This is a genomic window from Carnobacterium sp. CP1, from assembly GCF_001483965.1.
Classification (GTDB): Bacteria; Bacillota; Bacilli; order Lactobacillales; family Carnobacteriaceae; genus Carnobacterium_A; species Carnobacterium_A antarcticum.
This window is the reverse complement of sequence record NZ_CP010796.1, coordinates 1,735,641-1,759,408: the sequence shown is the minus strand read 5'-3', so window position 1 is coordinate 1,759,408 and position 23,768 is coordinate 1,735,641. Positions and strand designations below refer to the sequence as shown.

At 39.8% G+C, this 23,768-nt stretch carries 26 protein-coding genes, 1 pseudogene and 2 other annotated features; of the genes and pseudogenes, 23 read left to right on the top strand and 4 right to left on the bottom strand.

Annotated features, from left to right (window positions below; all coding sequences use genetic code 11):
• The first annotated feature begins 91 nt into the window (after positions 1–91).
• The 11 genes and pseudogenes from radA to NY10_RS08290 all read left to right on the top strand — a co-directional run bounded on the left by radA (position 92) and on the right by NY10_RS08290 (position 10,236).
• A complete protein-coding gene (gene radA / locus NY10_RS08335) occupies positions 92–1,462 on the top strand; it encodes a DNA repair protein RadA (RefSeq protein WP_058920296.1) in 1,371 nt (456 codons plus the stop codon).
• 83 nt (positions 1,463–1,545) lie between these two features.
• On the top strand, positions 1,546–2,655 hold the full coding sequence (locus NY10_RS08330; protein ID WP_058919536.1) for a PIN/TRAM domain-containing protein: 1,110 nt from the start codon (positions 1,546–1,548) through the stop codon (positions 2,653–2,655).
• A gap of 10 nt (positions 2,656–2,665) precedes the next feature.
• Positions 2,666–3,295 (top strand): annotated as a pseudogene (ispD, locus tag NY10_RS12705) (2-C-methyl-D-erythritol 4-phosphate cytidylyltransferase); the annotation flags it as partial.
• A 99-nt stretch (positions 3,296–3,394) separates the two neighbouring features.
• Positions 3,395–3,871, top strand: coding sequence for a 2-C-methyl-D-erythritol 2,4-cyclodiphosphate synthase (gene ispF / locus NY10_RS12700; protein ID WP_197409005.1), 477 nt, complete (start codon positions 3,395–3,397; stop codon positions 3,869–3,871).
• Between the two features lie 23 nt (positions 3,872–3,894).
• Positions 3,895–5,364, top strand: a complete 1,470-nt coding sequence (gltX, locus tag NY10_RS08320; RefSeq protein ID WP_058919534.1) for a glutamate--tRNA ligase — start codon at positions 3,895–3,897, stop codon at positions 5,362–5,364.
• Positions 5,365–5,421: 57 nt separating this feature from the next.
• Positions 5,422–5,659 (top strand) — a binding site (T-box leader).
• Positions 5,660–5,747: 88 nt separating this feature from the next.
• Positions 5,748–6,278: a serine O-acetyltransferase EpsC gene (gene epsC, locus NY10_RS08315; protein ID WP_058919533.1), complete on the top strand. Its 531-nt coding sequence runs from the start codon at positions 5,748–5,750 to the stop codon at positions 6,276–6,278.
• A gap of 36 nt (positions 6,279–6,314) precedes the next feature.
• Complete coding sequence (gene cysS, locus NY10_RS08310; RefSeq protein WP_058919532.1) at positions 6,315–7,721, top strand: cysteine--tRNA ligase; 1,407 nt, start codon at positions 6,315–6,317, stop codon at positions 7,719–7,721.
• Positions 7,722–7,728: 7 nt separating this feature from the next.
• A complete protein-coding gene (locus tag NY10_RS08305) occupies positions 7,729–8,142 on the top strand; it encodes a Mini-ribonuclease 3 (RefSeq protein WP_058919531.1) in 414 nt (137 codons plus the stop codon).
• The gene (gene rlmB, locus NY10_RS08300; RefSeq protein WP_082664221.1) at positions 8,129–8,971 is read left to right on the top strand and encodes a 23S rRNA (guanosine(2251)-2'-O)-methyltransferase RlmB; all 843 of its coding nucleotides are present in this window, start codon (positions 8,129–8,131) and stop codon (positions 8,969–8,971) included. The genes NY10_RS08305 and rlmB overlap by 14 nt, the downstream gene beginning before the upstream one ends.
• 35 nt (positions 8,972–9,006) lie before the next feature.
• Positions 9,007–9,534 carry an NYN domain-containing protein gene (locus NY10_RS08295; protein ID WP_058920294.1) on the top strand — a complete coding sequence of 176 codons (528 nt, stop codon included), beginning with the start codon at positions 9,007–9,009 and terminating at the stop codon, positions 9,532–9,534.
• 105 nt (positions 9,535–9,639) lie between these two features.
• A complete protein-coding gene (locus tag NY10_RS08290) occupies positions 9,640–10,236 on the top strand; it encodes a sigma-70 family RNA polymerase sigma factor (RefSeq protein WP_058919530.1) in 597 nt (198 codons plus the stop codon).
• A gap of 201 nt (positions 10,237–10,437) precedes the next feature.
• Here the strand turns inward: NY10_RS08290 and NY10_RS08285 are convergent, their stop codons facing one another.
• The 3 genes from NY10_RS08285 to NY10_RS08275 form a co-directional block, all read right to left on the bottom strand.
• Entirely contained in the window at positions 10,438–11,418 is a 981-nt protein-coding gene (locus NY10_RS08285) for a polyprenyl synthetase family protein (protein WP_058919529.1), read from the bottom strand.
• Positions 11,419–11,456: 38 nt separating this feature from the next.
• Positions 11,457–12,035 (bottom strand): Gx transporter family protein, encoded by a 579-nt coding sequence (locus NY10_RS08280; RefSeq protein ID WP_058919528.1) that lies wholly within the window; start codon positions 12,033–12,035, stop codon positions 11,457–11,459.
• A gap of 196 nt (positions 12,036–12,231) precedes the next feature.
• Complete coding sequence (locus NY10_RS08275; RefSeq protein WP_058919527.1) at positions 12,232–14,094, bottom strand: NAD(P)/FAD-dependent oxidoreductase; 1,863 nt, start codon at positions 14,092–14,094, stop codon at positions 12,232–12,234.
• 361 nt (positions 14,095–14,455) lie between these two features.
• Between NY10_RS08275 and NY10_RS08270 the strand changes: the two genes are divergently transcribed.
• The 6 genes from NY10_RS08270 to nusG all read left to right on the top strand — a co-directional run bounded on the left by NY10_RS08270 (position 14,456) and on the right by nusG (position 18,410).
• Positions 14,456–14,983 (top strand): FMN-binding protein, encoded by a 528-nt coding sequence (locus NY10_RS08270; RefSeq protein WP_058919526.1) that lies wholly within the window; start codon positions 14,456–14,458, stop codon positions 14,981–14,983.
• 152 nt (positions 14,984–15,135) lie between these two features.
• On the top strand, positions 15,136–16,185 hold the full coding sequence (locus NY10_RS08265) for an FAD:protein FMN transferase (RefSeq protein WP_058919525.1): 1,050 nt from the start codon (positions 15,136–15,138) through the stop codon (positions 16,183–16,185).
• Positions 16,186–16,222: 37 nt separating this feature from the next.
• Positions 16,223–17,164: a 1,4-dihydroxy-2-naphthoate polyprenyltransferase gene (gene menA / locus NY10_RS08260; RefSeq protein WP_058919524.1), complete on the top strand. Its 942-nt coding sequence runs from the start codon at positions 16,223–16,225 to the stop codon at positions 17,162–17,164.
• Between the two features lie 159 nt (positions 17,165–17,323).
• The gene (gene rpmG / locus NY10_RS08255) at positions 17,324–17,476 is read left to right on the top strand and encodes a 50S ribosomal protein L33 (RefSeq protein ID WP_058919523.1); all 153 of its coding nucleotides are present in this window, start codon (positions 17,324–17,326) and stop codon (positions 17,474–17,476) included.
• Between the two features lie 36 nt (positions 17,477–17,512).
• Entirely contained in the window at positions 17,513–17,692 is a 180-nt protein-coding gene (gene secE, locus NY10_RS08250; protein ID WP_058919522.1) for a preprotein translocase subunit SecE, read from the top strand.
• 169 nt (positions 17,693–17,861) lie between these two features.
• Positions 17,862–18,410, top strand: a complete 549-nt coding sequence (gene nusG / locus NY10_RS08245) for a transcription termination/antitermination protein NusG (protein WP_058919521.1) — start codon at positions 17,862–17,864, stop codon at positions 18,408–18,410.
• Between the two features lie 415 nt (positions 18,411–18,825).
• Here nusG and NY10_RS08240 read toward each other — a convergent pair whose 3' ends face one another.
• The gene (locus NY10_RS08240; RefSeq protein WP_058919520.1) at positions 18,826–19,587 is read right to left on the bottom strand and encodes an NRDE family protein; all 762 of its coding nucleotides are present in this window, start codon (positions 19,585–19,587) and stop codon (positions 18,826–18,828) included.
• Positions 19,588–19,741: 154 nt separating this feature from the next.
• Here NY10_RS08240 and NY10_RS08235 point away from each other — a divergent pair, with 154 nt between their 5' ends.
• From NY10_RS08235 to NY10_RS08210, 6 genes are all read left to right on the top strand, one after another.
• Positions 19,742–20,227, top strand: coding sequence for a hypothetical protein (locus NY10_RS08235; RefSeq protein ID WP_058919519.1), 486 nt, complete (start codon positions 19,742–19,744; stop codon positions 20,225–20,227).
• A gap of 124 nt (positions 20,228–20,351) precedes the next feature.
• Positions 20,352–20,777 (top strand): 50S ribosomal protein L11, encoded by a 426-nt coding sequence (gene rplK / locus NY10_RS08230; RefSeq protein ID WP_058919518.1) that lies wholly within the window; start codon positions 20,352–20,354, stop codon positions 20,775–20,777.
• Positions 20,778–20,874: 97 nt separating this feature from the next.
• A complete protein-coding gene (gene rplA, locus NY10_RS08225; protein ID WP_058919517.1) occupies positions 20,875–21,573 on the top strand; it encodes a 50S ribosomal protein L1 in 699 nt (232 codons plus the stop codon).
• Positions 21,574–21,626: 53 nt separating this feature from the next.
• Positions 21,627–21,754: a sequence feature (ribosomal protein L10 leader region), on the top strand.
• 55 nt (positions 21,755–21,809) lie between these two features.
• Positions 21,810–22,310, top strand: a complete 501-nt coding sequence (rplJ, locus tag NY10_RS08220) for a 50S ribosomal protein L10 (protein WP_058919516.1) — start codon at positions 21,810–21,812, stop codon at positions 22,308–22,310.
• A 90-nt stretch (positions 22,311–22,400) separates the two neighbouring features.
• Positions 22,401–22,766, top strand: a complete 366-nt coding sequence (rplL, locus tag NY10_RS08215) for a 50S ribosomal protein L7/L12 (protein ID WP_058919515.1) — start codon at positions 22,401–22,403, stop codon at positions 22,764–22,766.
• A gap of 88 nt (positions 22,767–22,854) precedes the next feature.
• Complete coding sequence (locus NY10_RS08210; RefSeq protein ID WP_058919514.1) at positions 22,855–23,460, top strand: class I SAM-dependent methyltransferase; 606 nt, start codon at positions 22,855–22,857, stop codon at positions 23,458–23,460.
• Positions 23,461–23,768 lie beyond the last annotated feature (308 nt).

Sequence of the window (23,768 nt, the reverse complement as noted above, 5' to 3'; positions counted from 1 at the left end):
CTTTTTGGTGGTTTTAAAGCGTATTCTCCTTTTATTTGTGGTAAAATAAGATTAAATTCAGCTTAATGAATCAGAAGGGAATGTTCGATTGGTGGCAAAAAAAATAGCAACAAAGTTTGTCTGCCAGGCTTGTGGATATGAATCCCCAAAATGGATGGGCCGCTGCCCAAACTGTGGCGCATGGAACCAAATGGAAGAAGAAATAATAGCAGATAAAAACAATCGTAGAAGCCGAGTCAGTATGGCTGGTAAAACAGCTAAGGCACAGGCTATAGAAGACATTACCGTTTCTAAAATCCCCAGAGTAAAAACTAAGCTAGCTGAACTGAACCGTGTATTAGGCGGAGGAGTTGTTCCTGGATCAATGGTGTTGATCGGTGGAGACCCGGGTATCGGAAAATCTACTTTGCTGCTGCAAGTCTCTGCCCAGCTCAATCAAGCAGGCGGAAAAGTTCTTTATGTATCAGGCGAAGAAAGTGCCGGCCAATTGAAAATGAGTGCCAATCGTTTAGGTGTAAAAGGTTCAGATTTTTATATTTATCCGGAAACGGATATGGCTGCCATTCGTCAGACTATCGAAGAGATCCAACCGGATTTTGTGATCATTGATTCCATTCAAACGATGAGCCAACCCGATGTTTCAAGTGTGGTCGGAAGTGTGAGCCAAGTACGTGAAAGTACCGCTGATTTAATGAAAATTGCTAAAACAAATAATATTGCTATTTTTATCGTTGGGCATGTAACCAAAGAAGGATCGATTGCCGGACCGAAAATGCTGGAACATATGGTAGACACCGTGCTTTATTTTGAAGGCGACCGACACCACACGTTCCGAATTTTACGGGCAGTCAAAAACCGTTTTGGTTCAACCAATGAGATCGGCATCTTCGAGATGCGAGAAGGCGGTCTAGTCGAAGTCGTGAACCCTTCAGAAATGTTTTTGGAAGAGCGACTAGCGGGTGCAACCGGCTCTGCCGTTGTTTCAGCCATGGAAGGTACCAGGCCGATTTTGGTAGAGATTCAGTCACTGATCACGCCGACTGTGTTTGGAAATGCTAAACGGACGGTTAGCGGACTAGATCATAACCGTGTATCTTTGATCATGGCTGTCTTAGAAAAACGAGCAGGGTTATTGCTGCAAAATCAGGATGCTTATCTAAAAGCAGCAGGCGGTGTAAAATTGGATGAACCTGCAATTGATTTAGCCATTGCCGTCAGTATTGCTTCAAGTTACCAAGAAAAAGAAACACGGCCTAAAGACTGTTTTATCGGAGAATTAGGTTTAACAGGAGAAGTCCGGCGCGTAAGCCGAATTGATCAACGAGTTCAAGAAGCTGCTAAATTAGGCTTTACTCGCTTGTTTATACCCAAAAACAACATTGGCGGCTGGACGTTCCCGGAAGGAATTGAAATCGTCGGTGTTACAACTATAGCCGATACGATCCGTAAAGCATTCGCTTAGATATAAAAGCAAGACAATCAAATGGAACATGCGTTTTTTGCTGAAAAAGTAAAAAACGCAGCCATTTCTAAAGGAGGATTATTTTGGCTAAAAAAATTATTACTGGAATTTTTTTACTGATTGGTGGAAGTGTAGGAGCGAGTTTTTTACCAATGGTATGGGAAATCTTTCATATATCAAATCAACTATTTAACAATTCATTTGTGAACATTTTAATTGGTGCTATTATATTTTTATTACTATCTATTCCTAGCGAGAAATACATTGAACAAGGCATAAAAAAATTAGAACTTTTATTAAGCCAACAAAGCGTCACATATTTACTTTTTGGCAGCCTTGGAACGATTATTGGAATGGTCTTGGCTTGGTTGGGCAGTTTATTTTTGATCGGCTTATCTTTGCCAGTGATCAGCAATGTTTTTCCGATCATTGTTATGGTCGTATTTGCTTATTTAGGTTTCCGGATCGGAACGACCCGACGCGAAGAATGGCGCAAGCTGTTTCAATCAAAAGCGAAGAAAAATACAGAAGACGATAGTCAGGTTTTGGAAAGAAGAGCAGATGAAACGTTCCGCAAATACAAAATTTTAGATACCAGTGTTATTATCGATGGACGGATTTACGATATCGCAAAAACCGGATTTCTTGAAGGAGTTATTTTGATTCCTAATTTTGTGCTGCAAGAACTGCAGTACATTGCGGATTCTTCCGATAGCCTCAAACGCGTTCGCGGACGCCGCGGGTTAGATATTTTGAATGCACTGCAAAAAGAAAATGATATGGAAGTTGAAATGTACGATGGCGACTTCGAAGACATTACGGAAGTCGATTCAAAATTGATCAAATTGGCTAAATTGTTAGACGGTGTGGTTGTGACCAATGATTACAACTTAAACAAAGTCAGTGAATTTCAAAACGTCCCTGTTTTAAACATCAATGCCCTTGCCAACGCTGTAAAACCTGTGGTCATACCTGGGGAAAATATGACAGTGTTGGTGGTCAAAGTTGGAACGGAACGCAATCAAGGTGTTGCTTATTTGGATGACGGCACGATGATCGTTGTTGAAGATGGACAATACTTTATGAATAAAACCATTGAAGTTGTCGTAACGAGTGCGCTCCAAACGGCAGCAGGACGAATGATTTTTGCGAAACCCGTCCACTCTCAAAAAGGAATTAAAGAAAAAGAATAGGGGACTTGTGATGAACAAAGACTATGAGCTGATTTTATTGGCGGCTGGTCATGGGAGGCGGATGAACGCTTCTGAAAATAAAGTTCTATTGCCGCTCCTGAATAAACCAATGATTGCTTATCCCTTAAACACTTTTTTAAGCGATAAAAACTGCCGGCACATTATTATAGTGGCCAAAGAAGACGAAATCTCCTTATTGAAAGAGCTGGTTAAAAAAGACAATACTTCTGCCCAGACACCGATTACGTTTACTGTAGGAGGGCGGGAAAGACAAGACAGTGTTTACGCTGGTCTAAAAAGCCTTCATGAGCCAGCTTCAGGTTTTGTGATGATCCATGATGGAGCGCGACCGTTCATTGAACGGAAAAGCATCGATCAGCTAAACGAAAAAGTTCATACTGCTGGTTCGGCTATTTTGGGCATGCCGGTCAAAGATACCATTAAATCGGTGGAACTAGGAAAGGTCAAAAAAACCTTGCCGCGGCCTGAACTTTGGCAAGTCCAGACTCCTCAAGCATTCAGCAGTCCATTGATTTTCAAAGCGCATCAAAAAGCGGATGAAGAACATTTCTTCGGAACGGATGATGCATCATTGGTTGAACGCTTAGGCGGAGCCGTAACAATGGTCGAGGGCAGTTATGACAACATCAAAATAACGACGCCGGAAGATTTGATCACAGGTGAAGCGATTCTTCAGCAACAATTAAAAGAGCATCAGAAAGAAAAAGGAGCTGATCTTATGCTGCGAGTTGGACAAGGATACGACGTTCATCAATTGGTTAAAGGTCGGCCTTGTATCATCGGCGGAGTGACGTTGCCTTATGAATATGGGCTACTAGGGCATTCTGATGCAGATGTTTTGATTCATGCAATCATTGATGCCTTACTCGGAGCCGCTGGATTAGGCGATATCGGCCAGTTGTTTCCAGATGACGATCCTCGATTTAAAGATAGCGATTCAAGACAGCTGCTGCAAACAGTCAGCGGCTTGCTGGCATCAAAAGGGTACCGTGTCGGCAACATCGATGCCACTCTGTTGGCTGAACAGCCTAAAATGCACCCTTATTTAAAAGAAATGCAAAAAAACCTAGCAATTGATTGTCAAATAGGCATAGAACGTGTTAACGTAAAAGCAACGACATCTGAAAAAATGGGTTTTGTCGGTCGCCAAGAAGGTATCGCAGCAATGGCCATTTGTTTATTAGAAATAAAATAAAAAACCGGAAATGAGGAAATAACATGACAAAAAAAGTTCGGGTACGTTATGCACCAAGTCCAACAGGGCATTTACACATTGGGAATGCTCGTACAGCATTATTTAATTATTTGTTCGCACGCCATAACGGTGGAGATTTTATTTTAAGAATTGAAGATACCGACCAAAAACGCAACATTACAAATGGCGAACAAAGCCAATTGGAAAACTTAGCATGGTTGGGCATCGATTGGGATGAAAGTCCTGACAAACCTGGTGAATATGGTCCTTACCGACAATCAGAACGCCGGGAAACTTATGATCCATTGGTAGAACAACTCCTATTAAGCAATCGTGCTTACAAATGTTATTGTTCTGAAGAAGAATTAGAAGCAGAGCGGGATGCGCAACGTGCTCGTGGAGAAATGCCTCATTATGGTGGAACTTGTGCTCATTTGACCGCAGCAGAAAAAAGCGAAAAAGAAGCAGAAGGAATTGAACCGGTTATTCGTTTCCGCGTGTCGCCAGAAAACACGTACAGTTTTGAAGATATTGTAAAAGGCCATATTTCTTTTGAAGCCGCAAGTGTTGGGGGCGATTTCGTGATCGCTAAACGCGATGGTATGCCTACATACAACTTCGCAGTCGTTGTGGACGATCATTATATGGAAATTACACACGTTTTACGTGGCGATGATCATATTGCTAATACGCCAAAGCAATTGATGATTTACGAAGCCTTTGGATGGAAAGCACCTGAATTTGGCCATATGACGTTGATCATCAATAGCGAAACAGGGAAAAAATTAAGCAAACGGGATGAAAGTATCCTGCAATTTATTGAACAATACCGTGATTTAGGCTACTTGCCGGATGCAATGTTCAACTTTATTGCATTACTGGGCTGGTCACCGGTCGGAGAAGACGAAATTTTTGACCAAGAAGCCTTTATTAAAATGTTTGATCCGAATCGTTTAAGCAAATCACCAGCTGCTTTTGATCCTAAAAAATTAGAATGGATCAACAACCAATACATGAAACAAGCAGACCTTGAAACGGTTACGTCTTTAGCATTGCCTCACTTGATCAAAGCGGGCTATGTAGAAGAAAACCCTTCAGCTGACAAACAAGCTTGGGTCCAAAAACTGATTGGCTTGTACCATGAACAAATGAGTTACGGCGCTGAAATCGTAGAGTTGTCTAGTTTATTCTTTACTGAAACTCCAGAGCTGGACGAGGTTGCCAAAGAAGTACTGGCCGGAGAAACGGTTTCTGAAGTTCTCCATGCATTTTATGACGTTCTGGATACATTAGAAACTTTTGATGTCGCTAGCATCAAAGCTGGCATCAAAACGGTTCAAAAAGAAACAGGCATTAAAGGGAAAAACCTCTTTATGCCGATTCGTGTAGCTGTAACCGGTCAATCTCACGGTCCTGAACTAGGAGAAACAATCGAATTATTGGGTCGCGAAAAAACAAAAGCTCATTTAAAAACCGCTATTGCTCATTTATAAGAGCCTTGCACGAAGTTGACTTGATATAAAACGAAGAACAGAAAGAATTAAATAGCATAAAAAACAGTGAAGAGAAAGAGTACCTTAAAAGAAACCTCCAGAGAGTCTGTATGGGTGAAAGCAGATGGTTTAGTTTAAGCGAAGTGCCTCTCTGAGTTGAGGTATTGAACCTGCAGTAGGTACCTATCGGCTAACATCCGTTAACTTGTCCAAGGTAGTTGTTGAAGGAATACAAAAAATGTAGACCTGACAAACTACGAAGAAAAGTGGAACCACGCGAGACAGCGTCTTTTATGCAGATAAAAGGCGCTGTTTTGTTTTTTTTGACCCATTCATTTGGTTGCTAAAAGTTAAATTGTGCAATGAAAGCGAGGAAAGGGTAGATGAATAGGCTAAAGGAAGATATACAAACGATCAAAAAAAATGATCCTTCAGTAAAAAGTACACTTGAAATTATACTGGCATATCCAAGTTTTTACGCGGTCTTATTGCATCGGTTGGCACACAGCCTTCACCGTCATCGTTTTTATTTAATTGCACGAATTGTGGCTGCTGGCTCTCGTTTCATTACGGGAATCGAAATTCATCCGGGAGCTGTTATCGGCAGAAGGTTGTTTATTGACCATGGCATGGGAATCGTGATAGGAGAAACAGCTGTGATCGGAGAAGACGTAACCATTTTTCATGGGGTAACACTAGGCGGAACCGGTAAAGACAAAGGCAAACGTCATCCGACTATTGGAAACAATGTTCTCTTATCTGCCCATGTTCAAGTACTAGGCCCCATTACGATTGGCAATAATGCTAAAATCGGCGCTGCAGCAGTGGTTCTAGAATCTATTCCAGCTGATGCTACAGCAGTGGGTATCCCGGCAAAAGTTGTGAAAAAAGCGGGTGTCAAATTGCCGCACTAATTTTTTCAATAAATGAATGATTAAAGGAGAATAGATATGTTAAAAATATACAATACATTAACAAGAGAAAAAGAATTGTTTGTGCCATTAGAGACCGGCAAGGTAAAAATGTATGTATGCGGACCAACGGTTTACAACTACATTCATATTGGAAATGCACGAAGCACCGTTGCTTTTGATACGGTTCGCCGTTATTTAGAATACCGAGGCTATCAAGTGAATTTTGTCTCCAATTTTACAGATGTAGATGACAAAATCATTAACGCAGCTAAAGCGTTAAACTTAACGGCACCAGAAGTAGCTGAACGGTTTATTCAAGCTTACTATGAAGATACGATAGCGTTGGGTGTTGAGAAAGCGACCGCCAATCCGCGCGTAATGGATAACATTCCAGCTATTATTGAATTTGTTGCGGTTTTAATTGAAAAAGAGTATGCATACGAATCCGCTGGAGATGTTTATTACCGCACCCGTAAATTCAAAAAATACGGCCAGTTGAGCGGTATTTCTATTGATGAGCTGGAAATCGGCGCCAGCAATCGGATGGAAGCCAATGAAAATGAAAAAAAAGAAGACCCGCTTGATTTTGCCTTATGGAAAGCAGCTAAGCCAGATGAAATCAGTTGGAATTCTCCTTGGGGAGCTGGGCGCCCTGGTTGGCATATTGAATGTTCCGTGATGGCAACCAAATATTTAGGCGATACCATCGATATCCATGCCGGCGGACAAGACTTGTCTTTTCCACATCATGAAAATGAAATAGCTCAAAGTGAGGCCAAAACAGGGCATACGTTCGCACGTTATTGGATGCACAATGGATTCGTGACGATGGATAATGAGAAAATGAGTAAATCGTTAGGGAACTTTGTCTTGGTTCATGATATTATTAAACAAGTCGATCCGCAGATTTTACGCTTTTTTATGGCTACGACTCAGTATCGCCGCCCGATCAGCTATAATGACGCAACGATCGATGAAGCACGCAACAATTTGACTAAATTAACCATGGCATTTGATAATGTTTCTTATCGATTAGCTGATGCAGTCGCACAAAAACCGGCTGACCAGCATGAATTGGAAAAATTAGCTGAATTTAAGCAGCGGTTCATAGCAGAAATGGACGATGATTTTAATGCGGCCAATGGCATCACAGTTGTTTATGAATTGGCAAAAGCCATGAACGTCTACAGCGAGCAAAAAGAAGTTTCAAAAACCGTGTTAGAAGCAATGTTAACGCAATTTCAAGAATTGATGCAAATTTTTGGGATCACATTCGGCAAAGAAGAGCTGTTGGATCAAAAAATCGAAGAGTTGCTTGAAGAACGTACGGCTGCGCGTAACAATAAAGATTTTCAAAGAAGCGATGAAATCAGAGATTTGCTAAAAGCGGAAGGAATTATTTTAGATGACACCCCACAAGGAACAAGATGGAGAAGAGGATAACAAAAAAATGACAGAAAAAAATTGGGCTCTTTTAAATGGGCTGGCATTAGCTTATGTAGGAGATGCGATTTACGAAATTTATATTCGCGAACACTTGGTTCAAATTGGGCAGACCCGACCAAACCAATTGCATAAAATTGCCACTAAATATGTTTCTGCTAAAGCCCAAAACAGCTTGATGCACGATATGCTGGCAGAAGAAAATTTTTTAACGGAAGAAGAAGTAGCTATCTATCGGCGCGGACGAAATGCGAAAAGCCATACGTCTGCTAAAAATGTTGCTGTGACAACTTACCGGGTCTCAACCGGTTTTGAAGCCTTAATGGGTTATTTGCATTTGTCTAAACAGACCGAACGTATGGAAGAATTGATCAACTGGTGTATTCAGAAAGTGGAGGTAGCAAATAATGTCCAAAGATAGAAAGAAATTTGAAAAACGAAGCTCGAGCCAACAACGTCCGAATCGTCAAAAACCGCAAAATAGACCGGTCGAACCGGTTGAAGAGGTGGAAGAAGAACGCGATTTAGTGGCAGGACGTCTTCCAGCAATCGAAGTGTTAAAGTCAGAAAGAGACATCAATAAAATCTTCATTCAAGAAGGACTAAGCGGTTCGAAAATGAATGAGATTCAACAATTAGCTAAAAAACGCAGTGTTCAAGTATCGTTCGTTCCTAAAGCAAAATTAGACCAGTTAGTTGATGGAGTAAATCATCAAGGCGTTGTTATCGCTGCAGCTGCGTTCCAGTATGCTACGATTGATGATTTGTTTGCGGCAGCGGCTGCAAAAGGGGAAGAACCGTTCTTTATTATTTTAGATGGAGTAGAAGATCCTCATAACCTTGGTTCCATCATGCGTACAGCAGATGCCAGCGGAGCACATGGTATGATCATACCCAAGAGACGTGCAGTCGGATTAACCGCTACTGTAGCCAAAGCTTCAACAGGAGCTATTGAACATGTTCCAGTAGCTCGTGTGACCAATTTGACCCAAACCATCAATGAATTAAAAGAACGTGGTGTTTGGCTTTATGGAACAGACATGGAAGGGCAAGATTATCGGCAATGGGAAACTAATTTACCGATTGGGTTAGTGATTGGCAATGAAGGCAAAGGCATTTCACGTTTAGTAAAAGAACAAATGGACGGCATGGTAACGATTCCGATGACAGGTCATGTCCAAAGTTTAAATGCGAGCGTTGCAGCTAGTTTGTTAATGTACGAAGTTTTCCGAGGAAGATCTGCAAAATAAGTTAAAATAAGATGAGAAGGGTGGGCGGATTTATCATGAAAAAAGAATTGTTAATTATTGATGGGTATAATATGATAGGCTCATGGCCAGAATTAGTGAAATTAAAAGACAAAGATGAGATGGAAGATGCTCGTGATTTGTTGCTGCATGAGTTAGCTAATTACCAACAATATGAAGGCATGGACATACGCGTGGTATTTGATGCCCAACTTGTTCCCGGAATCCAGAAAACGTACAAAAAATACCATTTATCGGTTGTTTTTACGAAAGAAGGAGAAACAGCGGATAGTTATATTGAGCGGATGATCGGAGAAGAAAATCTGCTGATCACTCAAGTAACCGTTGCCACTAGCGATCTTGCGGAACAATGGTTAGTCTTTCAAAGAGGTGCGTTACGTAAATCGGCTAATGAGTTGTATAATGACTTAAAACGCGCTAAAAAAGCCATCGATGCCGATGCAAAAGATTATCGTTTTCAAAATTACCGTCGAAATTCGCCCTGGAATCACCACCAATTAGATACACTAGAAAAGCTAAGAGATGACTTAACGAAAGAAAAATAAGGTGCTTGCTTATTTTTTGAGAATTTTCGAGAATAGTAGACTCAAAAATATAATTGTTGTTATTTTTTAGCTTGAATAGTAGACCATCTAAAGGAGGAACAAGATTTGTTGGATAAGGAGAATTTTTATACGCAAATGAGCGACAGCGAATTGATTCAAAGCATTAAAGGCGGGAACGAAGAACCATTTGATATTCTTTTTGAGCGATACCGTGCTTTAGCTATCAAAATGACAAACGGTTATTATTTGAAAAGTTTCGAAGCGGAAGATTTTTTACAAGAAGCCCGGATGATTTTTTTAAAAGCAATTCATACTTATGATAGTGAAAAAGGTCACACGTTCGGAAATTTTTATAAATTGAACTTAAAACACCATATGTTCAGCCTCGTGCGAAAAGATATGGCCAAGAAGAGAACCATTGAAAAGCTTGCAGAATCTTATGATAACTTGCTTGAAATGAGAGAAGGAATGCAGCATCCAAGGCACGGGAATGTAGAAACCCCTACGCTTGAACTGCTCCAAGTACGTGAAAAACTGGCTGATTATCAAGCGACTTTGTCTGAATTTGAGCAAAAAGTATTTTTAGATTATATTCACAATGTCGATGTAGAAGATATTGCGGAAAATTTGAACTGTGACCTCTCTCAAATAAAAAATGCTTTGGACCGTTGTAAGCGCAAAATGAAACAATTATTTGATTGACTCATTTGTGTCTAAAAGTTGATAACACTTCAATAAACTCGTTTTAAAAGATGCATTCAGCCTTAAATGAAAGCGGATACTTTCGGTGGAGAGCTGAAGTTTTTCTGGAAATACCCCATGTGTCTACTATTCTTGCAAGTTTTTAAACACTTGTAGAAAAAGCCTTTGAAAAGATTAGTCATCTTTTCAAAGGCTTTTTTATTATAGTCGGCGATTTAATAAGCTAAGAGTAACTTCGCGAATGATCTCTTTCTCAACTTGATCGGGCAATTGCTGAATACGTTTGAGAGCTTTTTGCGTATATTTTTCTGCTAACTTTTGAGCTTCAGCTAATCCGCCGAGTTTGATAACCAATTGTTGAACTTCTAGGGCATCCTCCTTGGTCATCTGTTCTTGTTTTGCAATCAATTGTTTTAAACGTGGATCATTTTTCCGCAAAGCGTAAATCAAAGGAGAGGTGTACACGCCTTGTTTGACATCTTCTAAAACGGGTTTGCCAAAGTTTTCTGTACTTTGCGAATAATCTAAGATATCATCCATAATCTGAAAGGCCATTCCAATATGACTGCCAATGTAATATCCGTTTCGAGCAAACCGTTCGGATTGTCCGCCTTCTAAAGCCCCAGAATAGCAGGCAAGGGAGAATAGCTGAGCCGTTTTTCCGGATATTTGAGTTAAATAATTTCGAATGGTCATCGTTTGTTTATAACGCAAATGCATCTGGTCTAATTCTCCTAATAAAATGCGTTCCATACCTCTCGTATTTATTTCGATTTGATTGTCTGTAGTCGCATAGGTTGATAAGAGCCGAAAACAGACTGTGAAAAGATAATCGCCCGCATAAACAGCTACATCTTTGCCATACTGTGCTTGAATACTAGGTTTTCCGCGCCTTTTCGGAGAATCGTCAATGATGTCATCATGAATCAAAGTCGCCATATGCAACAATTCGATTGCAGCAGCTACTGAACGGGTTCTTTCGCTATTTTGTTCTTTTCCGAATTTAGAAAAGAGAAGAGTGTAAGCAGGTCGGACCATTTTTCCGCCGGCATGAATACGATCTAAGAGCACGGATTCAATTTCTTTGTTTCGTAATCGAACTTGTTCACCCATTAATTGGGTCGTTTTTTCTAATTCTGCTGCTAATTCAGGATAGGTTGTCCATAAAGGATGGATCTGCATAGCTCTTTCTCCTTTCTTTTCTAAACGCTAAGAAGCGGTTAGCTTTCAAGTGGTTTGAACCATTTGGTCAGTTTTTTCTTTTTGGCAGGCTGATCGTAATAGACAGCACGAAAATCGCGTAGTGTACGGACATGATCCAATAAGTAATTAGCGGCAATGCCGATAGCAATGCCAGATAAGATGCCCATAAAGGAAAGAACAGGTAAGTAGAGCATCACGGTCCAGGTCTGTGAGATCCAGCTCGCTACCATCAACTGCCCGACATTATGCAAGATTCCGCCAGTGGCGCTGATGCCGATTATGCTGACATATTTAGAACCTAATTGTTTCACGATCATCATGCCTAGGTAACTGAGGAGAGCCCCGGCACAACTATACATAAAAGTAGACAATGTTCCGCCTAATAAAGTAGTCATGATCAATCGCATCCACACAACAGTGAAACTATCTTTAAAAGGCAGTGTAAAAATCGCGACGATCGTTATTAAGTTGGCAATACCTAGTTTTGCTCCTGGAGCAAAAGCGAAGGGAAAGGGTATGCTTCTTTCTACTAAACCAAGAATTACGGCTTGAGCGGCAAGCAAAGCGATGTAAACAATTTTTTGGTTTTTAGTCATAGGCCATCCATCCTTAGTTTAATAGTTATTATGAGTGTTCAAGAAAAATAGTAAGAGACAGCAAAGAATGGTCAAAAAAATCATTCTTTGTTCTATCTTAGCATTTTAATGGAGCTGACTGCTAATAAGGTAAGATGAGTGAAAACAGAGACGTTCTGCTTCCACACATCTTTACACAAATTAATATCTATTCGGTTTATTTATATAAAGATCTAGGCGTTCCATACCACCATTTTCCAGCAGCTTTTTGCACCCAGGGAATCACGTAGTAGTCTAAACCAAACGCACGTCCAGAACCATTCATTAGCGCGATCGCTACGAAAACGAACCAGATATTTACCCAGTAGAACATACCGGATAATGCGAAACTAGCAACTAATCCAATGGTCAAAGCACTCAACAACCAAACAAACAAACCGGCGATGATTGCTAACCCAATGGCAATTTCAAGCAAGGTCATGACTTTTTGGAAAATTAGCGCCACTTCTGGAGTTGGGACCATAAATTTCATTAAACTCTCAAACCAGGCTGGGGCTTTAGAGAACACCATCATCGGTTCTTCACCATACGCAAAGCTCAAACTAAAGACTGGTTTAGCAACTTCCGCAACGGCTTCTCCAGCATCTGCTGCTTCAGAAGCACCGGTTGTAGCTTCTTGTAACCATGAGAACGGCAAAACGACTTCATTGCCAAACCAGCTTGTTGTTCCAAATAAGCCGAAGACTTTTTTTACTCCTTCGAAAAGCCACATGCTTCCGTAGAAAACACGTAGCGGAACGCTCCAAAGAACGTTTCCGTAGCGAGAAAGGTGTCCGCGGAAAATGTTGCGTTGGTCTTTTATGTGGAAAAATTCATGGAAAATATATTGAACGGCATAATAGCCTGAACGAATCCCAAAGAAATAATACAAGTTAACAAGGTGTTTCATTAAAACAGCTAAAAATCCGCTCAAATGAATGTTGTCGCCTAAGTGGGCAACGCCGTATTTAGAACCGATCGAAACCATAAATCCTTGATATTTTCCAACGTACTTCTGTTTCTCTGTATTTTCAATTGCAGCAATAATGTTTTCAGCAGCGGTATGTCCTGTTTGTTCAGCTGCTTGAACGATTTGCGGTGTTGGAGTATCTTTGAACTCTTCATAATAAACGAGGTCTCCGATAACATAAACATTCTCTAGGCCTTTAGCTTCCATGTATTCATTTGCTACCAAACGTCCTGCTCGTCCTTCAACCATATCGAAAGCTTCGGTGTCCGTATTTGCTTTTACACCTGCTGTCCAAATCAAGGTGTGTGTCGAAATTTTTTCACCAGATTTCAGTGTAATGCTTTCAGCGTCAACGGCTATGATTGGAGAAGACTTCAATAACTGAATACCTTTCTTGGTCATAAACCGTTCGGCTTTATCTGCATCGCTGCGAGAGATCATATTAAGAATAGTTGGAGCAGCTTCAACAACGGTTAACGTGATTTCAGAAGCATCGATTTTATTGTCTTTTGCTAAACGTTTTTTCCAATCTAATAACTCGCCAATCATTTCGATCCCGGTAAACCCAGAGCCGCAGACAACGAACGTTAACATGGCTTTGCGTTTGGCAGCATCTCGTTCAAGGGCTGCTTTGGCGACTGTTTCTTCTATATGAGTGCGGATTTTCACGGCATCTTCTAAAGACCAAAGAGTAAAGGCGTGCTCTTTTACGCCGGGAGTCCCAAAATCATTAGGTTCTCCGCCCATACCTAAGATAAGGTAGTCAAAGGCGTAAACATCATTTTCGGTAATGACTGTTTTTTTATTGTGGTCGATTTCGGTTACGGTATCTGTTACCAAGCGAACGTTTTTCAAACGGCAAAATAAACGTTGCAGATCATATTGGATAGCATTTGGTTCAACTCGTCCTCCGGCTACTTCATGTAATTCAGTCATATACGTTTGATACGAATTCCGATCGATAAGTGTGATGGTTACCTCGGGGTTCTTTTTAAATCGTTTTGCTAATTTTTTGGTGGCCGCAATTCCTGCAAATCCAGCGCCAACAACAACAATATTTTTTTGGGACATCTTTCCCACTCCTTTTATAGTTAATAGATCTATTGAGCATACTTGCGATTAACCTACCTTGAAAAGTTATTTGTAAAGACTATTTCTAAAAATAAAAATTGCTTAAAAAAATATTTAGTTAACTATTTCACAAGTAACTTCGAATTCATTATATAAGATAAAAGTTTTCTTGTCTAGTGTTTGTTGTGGTTTTTTTAGTATCCAGTGTACTGAAATGCTATTTTTAAAAAATGATTCATTAAACTTGTGAAAAAAGTAGACAACTAAAACGAAACAGGCTATACTGAACTCAGATATTCCTTCAGGTTGTGAATTATTTATCAAACTAAGGAGTAGACTAAAGAAAAGGTGGTAAATGATTATGGAAATCAAAAAAGGTTTTAAGTTGGCATCGGTTATTTTTACTTCAGCAATTGTTTTGGCAGCTTGTGGAGACAACACGGCCACGGAAGATACTGCTTCATCAGCGGTTTCAAGTGAGGTGGCATCAAGCGAAGTACTATCAAGTGAAGCAACTGTTGGCGAATTACAAGATGGAACTTATAAATTAGAAGAAAAAAACTTAGATGATAATGGTTGGAAAGTCAACTTTACTATGGTTGTCAAAGACGGCAAGATTGCAGAATCAAACTATGACTATGTGGACAAAGACGGCAATTTGAAATCAGAAGATGAAGGCTACCAAGAAGCGATGAAAGAAAAAACCGGCACAGGCCCTGCAGAATACATTCCTGAATTAAATGCAGAGTTAGTGGCTAAAGGCGACCCGGCTGAAGTTGAAGTCGTAACCGGAGCTACTCACTCAGCAGAAGCGTTCAAGATGTATGCTCAACAATTGGTAGATGCTGCTGAAGAAGGAAATACAGAAACGATTATGGTAGACAATTAATAATCAATAGAAGAATCATCTTTCGCTAGCCGGCATCCGTGCTCAGTAGGTCTTAGATTAACTTCTAGGACCTATTTAACTGTTTTTATAGGCGGCGGGTTAGATATAATGAATACAAAGAACGGATAAAAGTGATAAAGGGGTTCTGAGAAATGAAACAATGGAAAATGCTCTTTTCTTTAATCGTTGCTTTGTTGATTGTTACAAGCTGCGGCAAAGAAAACGAAGCACGCGACTTAGTGAGCGATCCTTATAGTCGGACAGAATTTATGATGGGAACCGTTGTAAATGTAAAAATTTATAATGAAGGAAAAGAAGAGGTGTTAACAGCTGTTTTTGACCGCATGGAAGAATTGGCGGGAAAAATCACCGTGGATGAACCGGGATCAGAAGTTGAAGCGATCAATCAACAAGCTGGTATTGCTCCAGTAGCTGTTTCGGAAGATGTTTACGAGTTATTAGAAGCTGCATATGCTTACAGTGAAGAGACCCGCGGAAGTTTTGATATGACGATAGGGCCGTTGACTGAATTGTGGCATATCGGGTTTGACGATGCCCGAAAACCGGAACAAGCTGAAATAGACGAAGCTTTAACATTAGTAGATTACCGACAAGTTGAGTTTTATGAAGCCAACCAGACGGTCTACCTTCCAAAGCAAGGGATGCGGTTAGATTTAGGTGCTATCGCCAAAGGTTACATCACCGATGAAGTCGTCAAAGTATTGAAAGAACACGAAGTAGATACCGCTATTGTGGATCTTGGCGGGAATGTTTTTGTGTTAGGCCACAGTCCGCGAGCTGAAAACGCGGATTGGAACGTTGGTGTTCAAGATCCTTTTGAAACAAGAGGGGAAATCTTGGGTTCCATTCCGGTCAGCAATCAAACGATAGTGACATCTGGTATTTACGAACGTTTTCTTGAAGTAGATGGAATGCAATACCACCATTTGATGGATCCGGAAACGGGTTACCCTTTTGACAATGAAATAGCCGGAGTCAGCATTATTTCAGAAAAATCTATTGATGGGGACGGGCTTTCAACAGCGGCTTTTTCAGATGGGCTTGAAGCTGGACTGGACTATATCGAACAAATAGAAGGTGTTGAAGCCATTTTTGTGACTAAAGATCGTAATGTCTATGTAACAGATGGATTGAAAAAAGGTTTTCATTTAAATAACGACACATTTACTTTACAAGAGTGAAAGAACATAAATAAGACTCAAGAAAGCAGGTGATGTAATGAAGGCAGCAACTTTTTTTAAATTAGTAGAGATTCAAACCAAAATTGCCAGTCTTTTTCCTTTTTTATTAGGGACATTGTTTGCTGGCTATTATTTTAAAGCCGTTAACTTTGGGAATACGATCGTTTTCTTTTTAGCGATGATTATTTTCGATATGACAACGACAGCTATTAACAACTTAATGGATTATCAAAAAGCAAAAGACAATGGCTACAAAGATGATGTCAATATTATTGGGCAAGAACAGATTCCTGAAGCGATCGTGATTCGTTTGATTTTAACGATGTTAGCAACAGCAGCGCTCCTTGGCCTGTGGTTAGTAGTGCGGACAAATGTATTGTTGTTCTTTATGGGAGGCGCCTGTTTTGTTATTGGAGTTTTTTATACATTTGGACCGGTACCGATTTCTAGAATGCCTCTGGGAGAAGCTGTTTCTGGATTAGTGATGGGATTTGGTATCTTTTTTATAGCGGTATATGTGAATATTCCCTCAGAACTCTTGCTTAGTTTAGCTTTTCAAGGAGTTGTTTTTTCATTAACGGGCAACCTCTTAACAATTATTAAAATCTTTTTTGTCTCGCTGCCCACAGTCTTTCTAATTGCCAACATCATGTTGGCCAATAATATTTGTGATTTAGAACAAGATATTAGCAATCATCGTTTTACACTGCCTTTTTATATTGGGAAAAAGAATGCAGTAGGGCTTTTTAATCTTTTAATGTATGCTGCTTACGGAGTTGTAGTAGGGGCTGTTCTATTGAAATTGCTGCATCCTGTATTATTAGGAGTGTTGCTCACACTGGCTCCTGTTAGGAAAAATCTTGCGCAGTTTAATCAACGGCAAGTTAAAGAAGAGACGTTTTCGGTGGCGATTAAAAATATTTCACTTTTTAGCGGAGCAGAAATTCTTTTGTTGGCCCTTAGTTTATGGCTGCCTTAAAGGAAGCTGAGCGATTTTTACTTTTCAACTGGTGAAGTTTATTTACAATTTTACGATAAGGATTATGCTGCTGAAAAAAGAACAATTGACACCATGGAAGAGTGATGGTAAATTTAGGGAGATGTTACTCGCCAATTCAGAAAGTATAGGTGGAAAAAAATGAACACTAAAAAAGCAGCGTTAGCCTGTTCTGTGTGCGGCTCTAGAAATTATTCTAAAAAGGTCAACAGTGCTGGCCGTACAGAGCGATTAGAAGTGAAAAAGTTTTGTAAATATTGCAATCAACATACCGTTCATCGTGAAACAAAATAACAAAAAACAGTTAGGTGTCCGTTCGGAGGGAATAACATGGGAAAAATAAAAAACTTTTTCGGTGACGTACGCCGAGAAATGAAACAAGTTACTTGGCCAACGAGCAAAGAATTAAAGAAAAACACGCTGATAGTTTTTGGAGTTTGTTTATTATTTGCAGTTTTCTTTATGGTTGTTGACTTTGGAATCGTCTCTATTCTTGATTTTATTTTATAAAATTAGCAGGAACCACTAGCGGGTTTGTCCGTTAGATGGTATACTTAATGCAAATAGATAGCGCGTAGAACCTTCTTTAATCCTAAGTGAATGAAGGTTTTTTTTGTGTCGTGAATAAGAATGAAACAAATCAATTGAAATTGAACTAAAAAGAATAGGAGTGGTTGAGATGGAACAAGTTGAAATCGAAAAACACTGGTATGTCTTACACACATACTCAGGATACGAAAATAAAGTAAAACAAAACATCGAATCGCGTGCGAACAGTATGGGGATGGAAGATTATATCTTTCGCGTTGTGATTCCGGAAGAAGAAGAAACAGAAACAAAAAATGGGAAAGAAAAAGTGAGCATGAAAAAGACATTTCCGGGATATGTTTTAGTGGAAATGATCATGTCTGACGATTCTTGGTATGTCGTACGGAATACTCCCGGTGTTACTGGATTTGTTGGCTCTCATGGAGCTGGAAGCAAGCCGGCACCGTTATTAAAAGAAGAAATCGAAGCTATCTTGCGTCGTTTAGGCATCAGCACGCGTCATAAAGAAGTTGAGTTTGAAGTCGGCGAAACTGTAACGATCATTGAAGGTGCGTTTAGCGGTATGACCGGGAAAGTTACCGAGATTGAATATGAGAAAGCTAAACTGAAAGTCAATGTTGAAATGTTTGGTCGTGAAACAAGTACTGAACTTGATTTCGAACAAGCAGATAAACTTTAATCACCATTAAAAACGGACCCTTTGGCAAATCGTGTTGGTAACTCTTAAGGGTGGGAATTTCCTCCGGAAATTTCAAGTTTGTAGCATGAAGTCCCTTCCTTTATCAACATCAAAAATGAAGGAACCTTTTATTCTAACGGTGAATTTTGACTGTAATTATTTTTTCACAAAAAATAATGTAGTGATTTTGATTCACCAACGTTAAGTATTATAGAACCTAAAAACGAAAAGCTTTTTGTCGAAGACCAGCAAATCTTATGGATCAGCTGTCTCTGGCAAAAAGCTTCTTTTGTATTTTTGGCTCTTTGTTAAATCATATTGGCGACTCTTGGGCAGGAAGATTTCCGCCAGAAATTTCAAGGTCGTGGAGTACAGTCATGACGTTTGCTGATATCAAAGAGGATAGCCCTGATTTTTAAGGAGTGATTTGAAACTGGAATTGGTTTTCTTCAATCTGTTCGGTCTGATTGTAGCGTCGTTCTGCAAATGTGACAAAATCGTTGTTATCGATGAATAAGGCTGTGGAAGAAACTGTTCCATTTAAAGAGCTGCTGATAAAGAGAGCATCTGTTTCTTGATTTGTGTTTGTTTTTTGCGAGTTGGCTGTATCAGCCGGCTTTCCAAAAAGGTCAAGAAGAACAGTGGGAGATAGAGTTGCACTTTGTTTAACGTACTGCGCTAATCGTCGATTGCCTTCCACAACTTTAGGCCAAGGAGTATCAAGCGTAGCATTGCTCAGTCCGTGTGCTCCTGGCGAAAGCGGTATGAGTTGATCTAGGCGGCTATTGTAATGCATCAATGTTTCAGAATCTCCAACGAGCAAGTTGAACCCGTCGAATAGAGAACGTTGTTTCCGTAAATCATGCAAGAAGGTTTCTGGGGACATCTCGGTTGTTAAATAGTGCTGGACGATCGTTCCGCGGGATCGTGGTTTTGGTTGGCTGGCCATACTGGCTGTAGCAGAAGAGTGAGCATTCGTTAGAGCTGCGAAGCGCCCTGTTTTAGTGATGCCTAACCATGTTCCGAACTTACGCAAATCCCGGCCTGCTAAAATAAACGGCTCGTCTTCCCAAAAATGAGCTGCGGCAGTTGGGCGGTCATAAGCTTCATCACGGTTAGCGACTAAGATAAGTTTGTAATTAGGGTGTTCATGGAATTGGAAATTAAGCAAGCACATAGCGGACTTCCTTCCTATTGGTTTCTTTCTTAAGTATACTTAAGCTTAGAAAGCAATGCAAAAACAAGAAGTGCAGCTGAGCAATAAAGACTGTGCTATACTGTTGCCTTGAAACCGTTGTTGATTTGTAAGTTGCATTTTGGAGGGAACAGAAATGAAAGAAGCTATTTTACTGTTGGCTAAGCTGGTAAATGAGGTGCACGATGTCTTGGCGTATCAATTTGGCGTTCGTATGACTGATAAGGATTTGCATTTTTGGGTTATGGGCATCATTGGGATCATCTTTTTCCTGTTCGTCTATGTATTCTTTAAAGCGATTGAAAAAATGAAATTCAGCACAACCATTTTGGCATTTATTTATACCTTTACTATGATGGTGGTTTTAGTATTTGCGATTGAAATACAACAAGCGATCACGAATCGAGGCAATATGGAATTTGCAGATGCTGCCATCGGTTTATGGGGTTTTTTAGTTTTTTTCTTTGGTTATGCACTATTTGCGGGTATTGTTTACAGCGTTGTCCGTTCAGTGAGAAAAATGAGAAAGCAGCCGGAACAAACAGAAAAACAACTAGAAATAGAAGTTGAGGATAAGCCGACTAGACGCTATCGAACAGAAAAACGAAAAAACAAAAAATAGGGGTTGTCGTTAAGTAAAAGAGATGGTATAGTAATTGGGTACGTTTTGACGTATGCAAGAATGTGGGAGGGGAAATTTTAACCCCATTAACCACATCACGGACTCATTCAAGGAGGTATGTCTCGTGGCCAAAAAAGTTGTTAAGATAGTTAAATTGCAGATTCCTGCAGGAAAAGCAAATCCAGCTCCACCAGTAGGACCAGCTTTAGGTCAAGCGCAAGTGAACATTATGGGATTCTGTAAAGAATTCAATGCTCGTACGCAAGATCTAGGTGGCTTACTAACACCAGTTGTAATTTCTGTTTATGAAGATCGTTCATTTACATTTGTTACAAAAACACCGCCTGCTGCTGTTTTACTTAAAAAAGCTGCTGGTATTGATAAAGCATCTGGTGAACCAAACAAGAAAAAAGTTGCAACTGTTACAAGTGCACAAGTAAGAGAAATTGCTGAAACTAAAATGCCTGACCTAAACGCTGCTTCAGTTGAAGCTGCTATGCAAATGGTTGAAGGTACTGCACGAAGCATGGGATTTGTTGTAGAAGGCTAATCTCGAAACACGCTTCTCAGTGTCTCTCGTATGAAAGAAGACGAGGATCAAGTGGGAGGTAAAACCGTTATAACCACAATCAAGGAGGAAATGAAAGATGGCTAAAAAAAGTAAACAATATTTAGCAGCTTTGGAAAAAGTTGACACTGAAAAACTTTATTCTGTAGAAGAAGCTGTAGCTTTAGTGCAAGAAACAAACTATGCTAAATTTGATGCAACTGTTGAAGTAGCATACAGACTTGGTGTTGACCCTAAAAAAGCTGACCAACAAATTCGTGGGGCAGTTGTTCTTCCAAATGGAACAGGTAAAACACAAAAAGTTTTAGTTTTTGCTAAAGGTGAAAAAGCTAAAGAAGCAGAAGCAGCAGGAGCAGACTACGTCGGCGACGCTGAACTTGTTCAAAAAATCAATGGCGGATGGTTTGATTTCGACGTTGTTGTAGCAACTCCGGACATGATGGCTGAAGTTGGTCGTTTAGGACGCGTTTTAGGACCCAAAGGATTAATGCCTAACCCTAAAACAGGAACAGTTACAATGGATGTTGCTAAAGCAATCAATGAAATTAAAGCTGGTAAAGTAACGTATCGTGTTGATAAAGCAGGAAACGTTCACGCTCCAATCGGTAAAGTATCGTTTGATGCAGCTAAATTGGTTGAAAACTTTGCAACGATCCAAGACACAATGGTGAAAGTAAAACCTTCAACTGCTAAAGGCGACTACATTAAAAATGTTACCATTACAAGCACGTTTGGACCTGGTATCAAAGTTAACGTAAGTACGTTTAACAAAGCTTAATTTAAAAAAACAAAAAATGTCTTGACCTGGACGGTTTGAGTTGATAGAATCGTCTAGGTTAAGAACTATTACCGAAGACAGTAGGTGGCTATATGCCTTAATTTCCTGCCGAGGATGATATGTGAAAGCATACAATACTCCCTCTATGTCTACGGTGACATGGAGTTTTTTACGTTATAGAGACTTTTTAGTTGATGAAGCGAAAAAATTCCAATCGATCGGGAGGTGAAAAGTTAATGAGTCAAGCAGCAATTGAACAAAAACAATTACTTGTTGAAAAAGCAACAACTCGATTCCAAAACGCAGCATCTGTTGTAGTGATGGATTACCGTGGTTTAACTGTTCAAGAAGTAACAGACTTGCGTAAACAATTACGTGATGCAGGAATTTCAATGAAAGTTATCAAAAACTCTGTGTTGAGCCGTGCAGCAGAAGCAGCTGGTTTAGCAGGAATGGATGATGTTTTTAAAGGACCTACTGCTATCGCATTTAGTGATGAAGATGTTATTGCACCTGCAAAAATCATCGCTGACTTTGCAAAAGAAGCACCAGCTTTAGAAATTAAAGGTGGCGTCATCGAAGGCAAAGTTTCATCAGTAGAAGAAATGAACGCTCTTGCAAAACTACCAAACCGCGAAGGTTTGCTATCTATGTTACTATCAGTACTTCAAGCACCGGTTCGCAACACTGCTCTTGTTATCAAAGCAGTTGCAGAATCAAAAGAAGAAGTAGCTTAATAAGAGAAATGGCTTATTGTTCGTTTGAACACGTAAGTTAAGTAAGATGAACAAAACTAACCTATAAACCTATAATGGAGGAAAATAACAATGGCATTAAACATTGAACAAATCGTTGCTGATTTGAAAGAATCAACAGTATTAGAATTAAACGACTTAGTAAAAGCAATCGAAGAAGAATTTGGCGTAACTGCAGCTGCACCTGTAGCTGCTGCTGGTGGCGGAGAAGCTGCTGCTGCTGAACAAACAGAATTCACAGTAGAATTAACTTCTGTTGGAGACGCAAAAATCAAAGTTATCAAAGCAGTTCGCGAAGCAACTGGTTTAGGCTTGAAAGAAGCTAAAGCTTTAGTTGACGGAGCTCCTGCACCAATTAAAGAAGACGTTTCTAAAGAAGACGCTGAAGCTATGAAAGAAGCATTAGAAGCTGTTGGCGCAACTGTAACACTTAAATAATCAATCTGCTTTAACAGTAGAATTTTTAGACACGCAGTTCGCTGCGTGTCTTTTTTAACTTTAAAGCTAAAATCAAGGAGGGTTTGATATGGCAGATCATTATTTCACGAATAAACCAAGCGCGGCAAGCGAACATTCAGCGTGGACATACGAATTGCGCGGCCAAACATTTAAGTTTGTTACGGACTTGGGTGTGTTTTCGAAAAAAACAGTCGATTTTGGGTCGCGTTTATTGGTTGAGACACTTGATTTAACTTCGTTAGTTGAGGGAGATATTTTAGATGTAGGCTGTGGTTATGGACCGATCGGATTGGCATTCGCCAAAGAAGCTAGTGAACGTACGGTAGAGATGGTCGATGTAAACGAGCGGGCGCTTGGCTTAGCTAAGCAAAATGCTTCTAATAACCGAATCGGCAATGTTTCTATTCATATTTCTGATATTTACGAACAAGTAGCGCAAAAAGAATTTGCAGCAGTCGTCAGCAATCCGCCGATTCGTGCCGGGAAATCAGTCGTGCACGGTATTTTGACAGGTGCTTATGACTATCTCAAAAAAGATGGTATATTAATGATCGTGATTCAAAAGAAACAAGGTGCTCCTAGTGCTAAAGCGAAAATGGAAGAAACATTCGGCAATGCAGAAGTCATTAGTAAAGACAAAGGATATTGGATTATCCAAAGCGTTAAACGGTAAAAACCAAAAAGATGGTCATCTTTAACAAAACAGGATTTATTGTGCTTGACAGAGGGCTTTTTTTTCGGTAAAATAATCTAATGCAGTAAGTGTGTCCAGTAGAAGTAAACTTGTTCTGAAATATTGTCCAGAATAGGTTTTTAAAGAAAAACAAAAGAAAATGTGATTTTTATTTAAAAGTTCACGACTCTTTTGGTTTTTTTTTGTCAAAAAATAGGGTTGCAGATCAAATGTTGCGTATTTTTAATAATTGTTACGCAATTGTAATATGTTGATCCGCCGTAAATTTTGATGGTCTACGTACACAA